The organism is Streptomyces sp. URMC 127 (assembly GCF_051386535.1).
GTDB lineage: Bacteria > Actinomycetota > Actinomycetes > Streptomycetales > Streptomycetaceae > Streptomyces.
In genome coordinates this window covers 1-11,352 of the sequence record NZ_JBPQTW010000218.1, presented here as the reverse complement: position 1 = coordinate 11,352, position 11,352 = coordinate 1, and the positions used below count along the sequence as shown (strand labels likewise).

10 protein-coding genes are annotated in these 11,352 nt (G+C 70.8%); 2 read left to right on the top strand and 8 right to left on the bottom strand.

Features of this window, described 5'->3' with window-relative positions; all coding sequences use genetic code 11:
• A partial coding sequence (locus tag ACSNOH_RS29200; RefSeq protein WP_436724443.1) for an MFS transporter occupies positions 1 to 735 on the top strand: 735 nt, incomplete at its 5' end.
• Between the two features lie 249 nt (positions 736 to 984).
• Positions 985 to 1,398, top strand: coding sequence for a hypothetical protein (locus ACSNOH_RS29195; RefSeq protein WP_436724442.1), 414 nt, complete (start codon positions 985 to 987; stop codon positions 1,396 to 1,398).
• 61 nt (positions 1,399 to 1,459) lie between these two features.
• Here ACSNOH_RS29195 and ACSNOH_RS29190 read toward each other — a convergent pair whose 3' ends face one another.
• From ACSNOH_RS29190 to ACSNOH_RS29155, 8 genes are all read right to left on the bottom strand, one after another.
• Positions 1,460 to 2,743 (bottom strand): thymidine phosphorylase, encoded by a 1,284-nt coding sequence (locus tag ACSNOH_RS29190; protein WP_436724441.1) that lies wholly within the window; start codon positions 2,741 to 2,743, stop codon positions 1,460 to 1,462.
• A gap of 96 nt (positions 2,744 to 2,839) precedes the next feature.
• Positions 2,840 to 3,250: a cytidine deaminase gene (locus ACSNOH_RS29185; RefSeq protein WP_436724440.1), complete on the bottom strand. Its 411-nt coding sequence runs from the start codon at positions 3,248 to 3,250 to the stop codon at positions 2,840 to 2,842.
• The gene (locus ACSNOH_RS29180) at positions 3,247 to 4,536 is read right to left on the bottom strand and encodes an ABC transporter permease (protein ID WP_436724439.1); all 1,290 of its coding nucleotides are present in this window, start codon (positions 4,534 to 4,536) and stop codon (positions 3,247 to 3,249) included. Before ACSNOH_RS29180 ends, ACSNOH_RS29185 begins: the two co-directional genes overlap by 4 nt.
• Positions 4,533 to 5,639: an ABC transporter permease gene (locus ACSNOH_RS29175; RefSeq protein WP_436724438.1), complete on the bottom strand. Its 1,107-nt coding sequence runs from the start codon at positions 5,637 to 5,639 to the stop codon at positions 4,533 to 4,535. Before ACSNOH_RS29175 ends, ACSNOH_RS29180 begins: the two co-directional genes overlap by 4 nt.
• Positions 5,636 to 7,288 (bottom strand): ABC transporter ATP-binding protein, encoded by a 1,653-nt coding sequence (locus tag ACSNOH_RS29170; protein WP_436724445.1) that lies wholly within the window; start codon positions 7,286 to 7,288, stop codon positions 5,636 to 5,638. The genes ACSNOH_RS29175 and ACSNOH_RS29170 overlap by 4 nt, the downstream gene beginning before the upstream one ends.
• Before the next feature lie 267 nt (positions 7,289 to 7,555).
• Entirely contained in the window at positions 7,556 to 8,587 is a 1,032-nt protein-coding gene (locus ACSNOH_RS29165; RefSeq protein WP_436724437.1) for a BMP family lipoprotein, read from the bottom strand.
• A 403-nt stretch (positions 8,588 to 8,990) separates the two neighbouring features.
• Positions 8,991 to 10,226, bottom strand: a complete 1,236-nt coding sequence (locus ACSNOH_RS29160; RefSeq protein ID WP_436724444.1) for an amidohydrolase — start codon at positions 10,224 to 10,226, stop codon at positions 8,991 to 8,993.
• Positions 10,227 to 10,339: 113 nt separating this feature from the next.
• Positions 10,340 to 11,352: hypothetical protein (locus ACSNOH_RS29155; protein WP_436724436.1), on the bottom strand; the 1,013-nt coding region annotated here is incomplete at its 5' end.

Genomic DNA, 11,352 nt, shown 5'->3' with positions numbered 1-11,352 from the left:
GCCCAGGCGTGGGGCTGGCGGGCGGGCCTGGCCGCGGTGGGCGCGCTGGCGGTGGTGTGTGCGGTGGCGTTCCGGGTGCTGATCCCGAGGGCGCGGCACTTCAAGGCGGCGGCGGTGTCGCCGAAGCGGCTGGCCCGTACGGTGGCGGGGCACCTGTCCGATCCGCTGCTGCGGCGCCTGTACGCGATCGGCGCGCTGTTCATGACGGTCTTCGGCGCGGTGTACACGGTGATCGGCTACCGGCTGGCGGAGGCGCCGTTCTCGCTGCCGCAGGGCGTCGTGGGCTCGGTCTTCCTGATCTACCTGGTGGGCACCGCGTCGTCGGCCGCGGCCGGCAAGCTGGTCGGCCGGCTGGGCCGCCGCGGGGCGCTGTACCTGGCGGTCGGCACGACGGCGCTGGGCCTGCTGCTGTCGCTGTCGTCGTCGCTGCTCGCGGTCCTGGCGGGGCTGGTCCTCATCACGGCGGGCTTCTTCGCGGGGCACGCGGTGGCGTCGTCCTCGGTCAGCCGCGCCGCGAAGACGGGCCGGGCCCAGGCCTCGGCCCTCTACCAGACGGCGTACTACCTGGGCTCCTCGCTCGGCGGCACGCTCGGCGCGCTCGCCTACGGGGCGGGCGGCTGGGACGGCACGGTGGTGCTGGGCCTGCTGGCGATGGTGGGCGCGGCGGCGATCACGCTGTACGCGACGCGGCGGGCGCTGGTGGAGCGCCGCCGCGAGGCGGCACTCCGGGCATAGCCCGGACCCGCTGCCGAAGGGGCCGCCCCCACCGCCTGTCCCGGCGGGGGCGGCCCCTTCGGCATGTGCGCGGTGCGCGGTGCGCGGTGCGCGGTAGGAGCCTGCTGCACCATGCCCAGGCCTGGCAGGGGCGGGGCGCCGAGGCCCGCGCACCTCCAGCCACCCTCAAGGGTGAACCATTTTGCGCGACGTTGACATCAGGGCCGTTCCGGCGGGTCGATTGTCAGACCCCGGCGCCACGATCGCCCTATGACTCTTCACGACGTGGCCCTGCTCCACGACAACTGGCCCCGGAAGAAGGCCGAGTACTTCGCCGGGCTCGCGGCCGATCCCCCGGCCGGCTTCACGTACTCGGACAAGACCTGGGGCTACTACCCGGGCGTCACCGGCCGCCGCGAGGCGCTGACACAGTTCCACGCCATCGCGAGCGTCGTGGCCGAAGTGGCCGCGAAGCACGGGGTGCTGCTCAACGACGCGGGCGTCGAGAAGCCGGGTGAATGGCTCGGCGACGAGTGGAACCAGAGGATCACCGCCCACCTGCTGCTGGCAGCCGTCCACCGGGCCGCGTACTGCGGCCTCGCCCTGGACGACCTGGTGGACTTCCTGCGCGGGGCCGCCCCGGCGGAAAAGCACGCCGGGCGGGGCAGCGATGTACCGCACTGACATGCGAACGGGGCCGGCGGAGGTCCGCCGGCCCCGTTCACGGAGTGCGCTGCGCGCGGCGTTACGCGATCCGGTCCAGCACGATCGGGTTCGCCGTGAAGTCCGTGCCCTCCGGGGCGATCTCCACGCCGCCCTCCAGGGCCTTCAGCGCGTAGTCGAACTTCTCCGGGGTGTCCGTGTGCAGGGTCATCAGGGGCTGGCCCTCGGTGACCTTCTCGCCCGGCTTGGCGTGCATCTCGATGCCCGCGCCGAACTGCACCGGGTCCTCCTTGCGCGCGCGGCCCGCGCCCAGGCGCCAGGCGGAGACGCCGACGGCGTAGGCGTCGAGCTTGGTGAGGACGCCGGAGGCGGTCGCGGTCACGACGTGCTGCTCGCGGGCGACCGGCAGGGCCGCGTCCGGGTCGCCGCCCTGGGCCTGGATCATGCGGCGCCAGTGGTCCATGGCGGTGCCGTCGCGCAGCGCCTTGGCCGGGTCGGCGTCCTTGATGCCGGCCGCGTCGAGCATCTCGCGGGCGAGCGCGATGGTCAGCTCGACGACGTCGGCGGGGCCGCCGCCGGCGAGGACCTCGACGGACTCGCGGACCTCGAGGGCGTTGCCCGCGGTGAGGCCGAGCGGGGTGGACATGTCCGTCAGGAGGGCCACGGTCTTGACGCCGTGGTCCGTGCCGAGGCCGACCATCGTGGACGCCAGCTCGCGCGCGTCGTCGATGTTCTTCATGAAGGCGCCGGAGCCGACCTTCACGTCCAGGACGAGCGAGCCCGTACCCTCGGCGATCTTCTTCGACATGATGGAGGAGGCGATCAGCGGGATCGCCTCGACCGTGCCGGTCACGTCGCGGAGCGCGTAGAGCTTCTTGTCGGCCGGGGCGAGGCCGTCGCCCGCGGCGCAGATGACGGAGCCCACGTTGCGCAGGACGTCCATCATCTCGTCGTTGGAGAGCAGCGCGCGCCAGCCCGGGATCGACTCCAGCTTGTCCAGCGTGCCGCCGGTGTGGCCGAGGCCGCGGCCGGACAGCTGCGGGACGGCCGCGCCGCACGCGGCGACGAGGGGCGCCAGCGGCAGCGTGATCTTGTCGCCGACGCCGCCCGTGGAGTGCTTGTCCGAGGTCGGCACGGGCAGCGAGGAGAAGTCCATGCGCTCGCCCGACTTGATCATCGCGGCGGTCCAGCGGGCGATCTCCGCACGGTCCATGCCGTTGAGCAGGATGGCCATCGCGAGCGCGGACATCTGCTCGTCGGCGACCTCACCGCGCGTGTACGCGTCGATGATCCAGTCGATCTGCTCGTCGGTCAGACGACCGCGGTCGCGCTTGGCGCGGATCACGGAAATGGCGTCCATCAGCACATTTTCCTTAAGTTCGTGCGTCCTCAGTCTTCCCGGGGCCGGAAAGTGACCCGGAGGGGCTGCAAGCAGCAACCCCTCCGGCGCTTAGGGACATCTTTATCGATTCAGGTCAGCGGGCCCAAACGCATCCGGCAGGAGCTCCGCCAGCGGGCGGATGCCGGTCGTCGTGTCGACGGCGAGCTCGGGGCCGCCGTGCTCCCACAGCAGCTGACGGCAGCGGCCGCAGGGCATGAGCACGTTGCCGTGCCGGTCGCAGCAGGTGAAGGCCAGCAGCCGGGGCCGCGGCCCCTCGGGGTCGCGCCCGGCGACGAGCTCCGAGACCAGCCCGCACTCGGCGCACAGGGCGACGCCGTACGCCGCGTTCTCCACGTTGCAGCCGGTCACGGTGCGGCCGTCGTCCACGAGGGCCGCCGCGCCGACGGGGAAGCCGGAGTACGGGGCATAGGCCCGGGACATCGCGTCCCGGGCCTGCCCGCGCAGCTCCTCCCAGTTGGGGGAAGAGGTCACTTTCCTTGGCCCTTCCGGTAGGGCTTGCCGTTCGCCTTGGGCATCCGCAGCCGCTGCGAGGACACCGACAGCACCAGCAGGGTGGCCACGTACGGCGTCGCGACGACCAGCTCCAGCGGCACGGTCTTGGTCAGCGCGTACCAGACGACCAGCAGGATGCCGATCGCACCGGCGGCGATCGCGGCCGTGCGCTTGGCACCGCGCAGGCGCCAGGCGGCGAAGCCGATCAGCAGCACGGCCAGGAGCAGCAGCAGCGCGTGGACGGTCGGGCCGCCGGAGCGCAGCTGGAGGCTGTCCATGAAGCCGAACAGGCCGGCGCTCATGGCCACGCCGCCCGGCCGCCAGTTGCCGGAGATCATGGTCGCGAGACCGATGTAGCCGCGGCCGGCGGTCTGGCCGTCGGAGTACATGTGCGTGCCGATGGCGAGGAAGGCGCCGCCGAGGCCCGCGAGGGCACCGGAGACGACCACGGCCGCGTACTTGTACGTGTAGACGTTCACGCCGAGGGACTCGGCGGCCACCGGGCTCTCGCCGCAGGAGCGCAGGCGCAGGCCGAAGGCGGAGCGCCACAGCACGTAGAAGGTGCCGGCGAAGAGCAGCAGGGCGACGATCGTCAGCCACGAGACGTCGGTGACCAGGCCGCGGACGATGCCGGCGAGGTCGGAGACGAGGAACCAGTGGTGCTTCTCCAGGTCGCCGAGCCAGTCGGACAGGCCCGGGACCGAGAAGTTCGGCATGTCCGGCATGACGGGCGACTGCTTGTCGTTGCCGCCCGCCTGCTGGGCCGCGCTGCCCTCCGCGCCGAACAGCAGCTTGGCGAAGTACTGCGTGACGCCGAGGGCCAGGATGTTCATGGCCACACCGGAGATGATCTGGTCGACGCCGAAGGTGACGGTGGCGATCGCGTGCACGAGGCCGCCGACCGCGCCGCCGATGACGCCTGCGAGCGCCGCGACCCACGGGCCGTGCTGCCAGCCCATCCAGCCGGCGCAGAAGGTGCCGAGCATCATCATGCCTTCGAGGCCGATGTTGACGACGCCCGCGCGCTCGGCCCACAGCCCGCCGAGGCCGGCGAGGCCGATCGGCACGGCGGCGGCCAGGGCGGAGCTGTACTGGCCGGAGGAGGTCAGGTCGTTGGCGTCCGTGATCATCCGCAGGGCGGAGAGCAGGAGCAGGGCGCCCGCGATGATCAGCAGGACGACCGGGTAGGAGAGCCTGCGCCCCTTGCCGGCGTTGTTCTTGCCGCTCAGTCGCTCGGCGAGGGCGGCGGTGAAGGTCGTACTCACGCGGAAACCTCCGCCTTGTCGCTCTTACGGGCCTGGGCGGCGAGCTCCTCGCCGACCTTGCGCTGCTGCATCTTGAGGCCGTACCGGCGCACGAGCTCATAGGCGATGACGACGCACAGGACGATGACGCCCTGGATCACTCCGACGATCTCCTGGGCGTAGCCCTCGAACTCCAGCTGGGTGCCGGTGCGGTCCAGGAAGCCCCAGAGCAGGGCGCCGGCCACCATGCCGATGGGGTGGTTGCGGCCCAGGAGCGCGATGGCGATGCCGGTGAAGCCGATGCCGGCGGGGAAGTCGGTGCCGTAGTTGTACGAGACGCCGAGCAGGGTCGGCATGCCGACGAGGCCGGCCATGGCGCCGGAGAGCAGCATGGCGGTGATCACCATGCGCTTGACGCTCACGCCGGAGGCCTGCGCGGCGGACTCGGACTGGCCCACGGTGCGCAGGTCGAAGCCGAAGCGGGTGCGGCCGAGGACGAACCAGTAGGCGATGCCGGCCAGCACCGCGACGATCACGAAGCCGTAGATCGGCTTGGGCGTGGTCGGGATCTCGAAGAAGTGCGCCGAGTCGGGCAGGTAGGGCGTGTGGACGAGGTTGCCCTCCTTCACCGCGAGCCGGCCGTCCTTCAGGAAGTAGGCGATGACCGAGGCGCCGATGGCGTTCAGCATGATCGTGCTGATCACCTCGCTGACGCCGCGGGTGGTCTTCAGCAGACCGGCGATGCCCGCCCAGAGGGCGCCCACCAGCATCGCGACGATGATGATGACCGGGATCTGGATGATGCCGGGCAGCGCGAGCGCGCCGCCGACGGCGGCGGCGAAGAAGGCCGCGATGCGGTACTGGCCGTCGACGCCGATGTTGAAGAGGTTCATCCGGAAGCCGATGGCGACGGCCAGCGCGGACAGGTAGTACGGGGTGGCCTTGTTGATGATCCAGACCTGGCTGTCGGCCTTGGAGCCGAAGTTGACCATCACCTCGTAGGCGTGGAACGGGTCCTTGCCGGTGGCCGCGATGATGATCGACGTGATCACCAGGGCGGCGACGATGGCCAGGAGCGGGGCGGCGATGCCCAGAATGATCTTGTTCTTGTCGAGCTTCTTCACTTCTCGTCACCCTCCCCCGCGGTCTCGTCGGCAGCGGTCTGCTCGCCCTCGGCGGTCTCGCCGCCGGAGGCGTTCTCGTCGTCCTCGGTGTGTTCGAGGTGGCCGGTTGCGGCGCCGGTCATGGCCGAGCCCAACTCCTCCGGGGTGATCGTGGCGGGGTCGGCGTCGGCGACCAGGCGGCCGCGGAACATCACCCGCAGGGTGTCGGAGAGCCCGATCAGCTCGTCCAGGTCGGCGGAGATCAGCAGCACCGCCAGGCCCTCGCGGCGCGCCTCGCGGATCTGGTCCCAGATCTGCGCCTGCGCGCCGACGTCCACGCCCCGGGTGGGGTGCGCGGCGATGAGGAGCTTGGGGGCGTGGCTCATCTCGCGGCCGACGATCAGCTTCTGCTGGTTGCCGCCGGACAGGGAGGCCGCGGTGACCTCGATGCCGGGCGTGCGCACGTCGTACTCGCGCACGATGCGCTCGGTGTCGGTGCGGGCGGCCTTGTTGTCGAGGATGCCGCGCTTGCTGTTGGGCTTCTCGGTGACGTGGCCGAGGATGCGGTTCTCCCACAGCGGGGCTTCCAGCAGCAGGCCGTGCCGGTGGCGGTCCTCGGGGACGTAGCCGATGCCGCCCTCGCGCCGCTTGCGGGTCGGCGTGTGGCTGATGTCGGTGCCGTCGAGGACGATCGTGCCGCCGTCGGGGTCGCGCATGCCCATGATGGCCTCGACGAGCTCCGCCTGGCCGTTGCCCTCCACACCGGCGATGCCGAGGACCTCGCCCTTGTGGATGGTCAGGGAGATGCCGTCGAGGACCGCGCGGACCACGCCGTCGGGGTCGGTCGCCGACAGGTGCAGGCCGTCCACCTTCAGCATCTCGGTGTCGGTGACCGTCGACTCGCGGGTCTCCGGCGAGGGCAGCTCGCTGCCGACCATCAGCTCGGCGAGCTGCTTGGGGGTGGTCTCGCTGGGGACCGCGGTGCCGACGGTGGTGCCGCGCCGGATGACGGTGATGTCGTCGGCGACGGACAGCACCTCGCCGAGCTTGTGCGAGATGAAGATGACCGTGAGGCCCTCGGACTTGAGCTCGCGCAGGTTGCCGAAGAGCGCGTCGACCTCCTGCGGGACCAGGACGGCGGTCGGCTCGTCGAGGATCAGCGTGCGGGCACCGCGGTAGAGGACCTTGAGGATCTCCACGCGCTGGCGGTCGGCGACGCCGAGGTCCTCCACGAGGGCGTCGGGGCGGACGGCCAGGCCGTACGCGTCGGAGATCTCCTTGATCTTCGCGCGGGCCTTGCCGCCGATGCCGTGCAGCTTCTCGGCGCCCAGGACGACGTTCTCCAGGACGGTGAGGTTATCGGCGAGCATGAAGTGCTGGTGCACCATGCCGATGCCGCGCGCGATGGCGTCGCTCGGGCTGTGCAGGGTGACCTGCTCGCCGTCGAGGGTGATGGTGCCCTCGTCCGGCTTCTGCATGCCGTAGAGGATCTTCATCAGGGTCGACTTGCCGGCGCCGTTCTCGCCGCAGAGGGCGTGGACGGTGCCGCGGCGGACCGTGAGGTGGATGTCGTGGTTGGCCACGACGCCGGGGAACCGCTTGGTGATGCCCTCGAGTTCTACTGCGGGGGCCTGCGTACCTTCGGCTTCGGTACTGGTGGACGCTTTGATGGCGCACTCTCCTCGGGGAAGGGAGCGGGAGGAAGAAGCGGAGCGGTCCGGGCGGGGACCGGAGGAAGCTCCGACGGGCGGGGGCGACGCTACACGCGTCAATGCGACGCTACGCGCGTAGCGTTGGCCGCAGTGCCCCCGGCCGGGGGCCGGGGGCGTCGTACGGGCCCGGCGGAGAGGTCCTCTCTCGCGCCGGGCCCGAGGCCGTGCGGGTCCGGCCGGTCGCGCGGACCGGCCGGGAGGTGCCGGTCGGGGACCGGCGGGAGGTCACGGGGTGGACTTGACCTTGACCTTGCCGTCCACGATGTTCTTCTTCGCTTCCTCGACCTTGGCCTTGATGTCGTCGATGAAGCCGCCCGAGGTGGCCAGCGAGACGCCGCCGTCCTTGAGCAGGTACTGGTGCTGGCCGGTCAGCGGCTTGCCGTCCTTGACGCTCTTGATCATGTCGAAGACCGCCACGTCCACGTTCTTCACCACCGAGGTGAGGATGTGGTCCTTGTACTTGTCCAGGCCCGGCTGCTGGTACTGGTCGGAGTCGACACCGATGGCCCAGGCGTCGTTCTTGCTCGCGACGGCCTCGATGGAGCCGTTGCCGGAGAGGCCGGCCGCCGTGTAGATCACGTCGATGCCGCGGTCGAGCATGCCCTTGGCCTTTTCCTTGGCGGAGGCCGGGTCGTTGAAGCCCTTGTCGGTGCTGCCGAGGTACTCGGAGCTGACCTCGATCTTCGAGTTGGTCTCCTTCGCGCCCTGCTCGAAGCCCGCCTGGAACTTCTTGATCAGCTCGTTGTCCACACCACCGATGAAGCCGACCTTGCCGGTCTTGGACTTCAGGGCGGCGGCGACACCCGCGAGGTAGGAGCCCTCGTGCTCACCGAAGGTGATGCTGTCGACGTTGGCACCCGGGACGACCGAGTCGACGATCGCGAAGTTGGTCTTCGGGAAGTCCTTGGCGACCTTCTCCAGGGACTTCGCGTAGTTGAAGCCGACGCCGATGACCGGGTTGTAGCCCGCCTCCGCCAGGGAGCTGAGGCGCTGCTCGCGCTCGGCCTCGGTCTCGCCGTTCTTGGCGGTCATCATCTTGCTCTTGATGCCCAGTTCCTTCTCGGCCTTGTCCAGGCCGCGAGCGGCGGACTCGTTGAAGGAGTGGTCGTCACGGCCGCCGACGTCGAAGGCGAGACCGACGCCCTTGCCGCCGCTGCCGCCACCGGACTCGGTGGAGGACTCACCACAGGCGGTGAGGGTGAATGCGAGAGCCGCGGTGCTGATGCCCGCGACAGCGATGGTGGATACCCGGCGCACGAGAGGCCCCTTCACTCGAAGCGCCTCCATTGGCGCTGGTCGCCGGAATCGTAACGCGCGTAGATGGAGGGAAAAGGGGTAGAACAAAGCCGTTATCGGATCGAGGCGAACCACTATTGACCCGATTGCGTCCTTGATAGACACATCCGGCCCAGTCCCGCCTGGGATCGGCCGTCCGGGGCCCGGATAGGTTTTACGTACAACGTGATCTGGCCCCAATCGGCCAGGTTTTACGTACAACGTGACCTGCGACGCTTGATCCGCGCCCGGTCCGGCAGCGGCGAAGGCAATATGCACGCCAATGTGCAAGCAATAGGTCCGCCCCAACGCCTCTTCAGAGCCCTTCAGCAGTGCCCTTCGACAGTGCCCTTCGACGCTCCCTCAAATCGGGTGCTTGCTACAGCTAAATCCGCTGTGCGTCCAGCAATGCCGCGGCGGTGAAGAGTTCCACTCCGGCGGTGATGGAACCCTCATCGACGTCGAAATCGCCACAATGCAGGTCGCGGCGGGTCGTATCACCCACAGGGCGGACGCCCAGCCGGGCCATCGCCCCCGGCACGTGCTCCAGATACCAGGAGAAGTCCTCGCCGCCCAGGCTCTGCTCGGTGTCCTCCACGGAGCCGGGGCCACGGCGGGCGGTCATCGCGCGCCGCAGCAGCTCCGCGATGTCGGCGTCGTTGACCACCGGCGGCACGCCGCGGACGTAGTTGATCTCCGACTTGGCCCGGTGGAGGGCCGCCACCTCGTCGATCGCGGCGTGCACCAGGTCGGGGGCGTCCCGCCAGGCGTGCAGGTCGAGGCAGCGGACGGTGCCGGAGAGCTCGGCGTGCTGCGGGATGACGTTGGGCGCGTGGCCCGTCTCCATCCGGCCCCAGGTCAGCGAGAGACCCGAGCGGGCGTCGACCCGGCGCGCCAGCACCGCGGGCACGTCGATGGCGATCCGCGCGGCGGCGGTCACCAGGTCGGTGGTGAAGTGCGGGCGGGCGGTGTGGCCGCCGGGGCCGCCGAGGGTGACCTCCAGCCGGTCGCACGCGGAGGTGATGGGTCCGGCCCGCAGCCCGATGCGGCCGACCTCGACCTTGGGGTCGCAGTGCACCGCGATGATCTTGCCGACGCCCTCCAGGGCCCCGCACTCGATGGCATCCAGGGCGCCGCCGGGCAGCACCTCCTCGGCGGGCTGGAAGATCACCCGGACGGGGTTCGGCAGCCGGCCCTGCTCGGCGAGGTCGGCGAGGACCAGGCCGGCGCCGAGGACCGCGGTGGTGTGGACGTCGTGCCCGCAGGCGTGGGCCATCCTGGGGACGGTCGAGCGGTAGGGGACCGTCTTGGTGTCCGGGATGGGCAGCGCGTCGAGATCGGCGCGGATCGCCAGCATCGGCCGGGCGGGCACCCCCGGCTCCCGGCCGATGTCGCAGAACAGCCCAGTGCCCGTGGACAGCGTGCGCGGGGAGAGCCCGGCCCGCTGCAGTCTCGCCTTGACCGCCGCCGTGGTCCGGAACTCCCGGTTGCCCAGCTCGGGGTGCATGTGCAAATCCCGCCGGAAGGCGATGAGTTCATCGCGCAGCCCCGGCGGGAGCGTACCGGCGAGCACCCCCTCGCCCGTCCCCTGAGAAGTGGCAGTCCCGGCGTCGCAAGGCATCAGATGGTTCACGCAGGGAAGAGTAGAGCCCCTACCCCGGCAACTGCCCCCCGATCAAGAAAAGTTCAGCCGCATGGATGGCGCATCTGAGGGGTATGACCAGTCTTTACGGCTCAGGGAGCGCTCAGCGGGCTGGCCGGAAGTCGCCGCACATCCCGGGCCGTGTCCGTCACCTCGGACAGGAAGCCCCCGGCCCGCGGCGAGGCGTGCTCCGTGAGCCATACGGGGTCGATGTCGCAGACCGCGACGGTGATCCCGGTGCCCGCGAGGGCCAGCGGCAGGGTGTGCACGACGGTCGAGGGGAAGCTGAGGACGGTGCGGCCGACGGGCCCCCGGCGAGCGACGATCTCCAGCGGGAGTTCGGGGCGGACGACTTCCAGCCCCGTGCGGTCCGCTATGCGGCGCAGCTTGTCCGCGCTCTCGCGGCGGTGGGCGAAGTAGCGCGTGGCGCCGTGCGCGCGGGCCAGCGCCGCGACGGCCTCCAGGTAGTGCCCGGGATCCACGACACCCGTCTCGACCAGGGACGTTCCCACGAGGTCCGTGCCGCGGGAGATCCTGGGCGGGCCGAAGGCGGAGCGCGTCCAGGCGAAGTCGTTGGCCCTGACCTGTACGCCGGGTGGCGGTTCGACCGGGAGGGAAGTGAAGGAGGTGAACACCTCTACGCTCCGGCGATCGTTGGGCGTCAGCATCCGGCGCGCTGAAGCAGAGACCGGCGCGAAGAGGAGATCGCGCGCCCCTCGGCTGCCGCGCCGGTGCCACCGTACGAGGCTTTCGCCTCGCGCGAGTTGGGCGACGAATTCCATGGTGGCCGTGCCGTCGTCGACCACGACCAGCTCGCGGGCCCGGGTGATCGTCAGCAGCAGCTGGACGTAGCGCGAGAACGGGTCGCCGATCACGATCCGGTGCGCCCGGCGGAGCGGGCCCGCGAGGCCGCCGATCGTGGCCACCGGCGCCGCGGGCCCGCCGCGCGCCTCCTCCCAGCGCACCTCGTGCCCCTGGTCCCGGGCCAGCTCGGCCATCCGGCGCAGCTGCCCGCGCGACATCGGGTCGTGCGGGGCGAGGACGACGATGACGAGACCGGTGGGGCGGGGCCGTACGGGTGAGGCGGTGGTGATGGGTTCGCGGG

Excerpts from the sequence above, each read along its gene's own strand:
- ACSNOH_RS29195 (WP_436724442.1), top strand. The coding sequence starts at position 985 with ATGACTCTTCACGACGTGGCCCTGCTCCACGACAACTGGCCCCGGAAG.
- ACSNOH_RS29160 (WP_436724444.1), bottom strand. The coding sequence starts at position 10,226 with ATGCCTTGCGACGCCGGGACTGCCACTTCTCAGGGGACGGGCGAGGGG.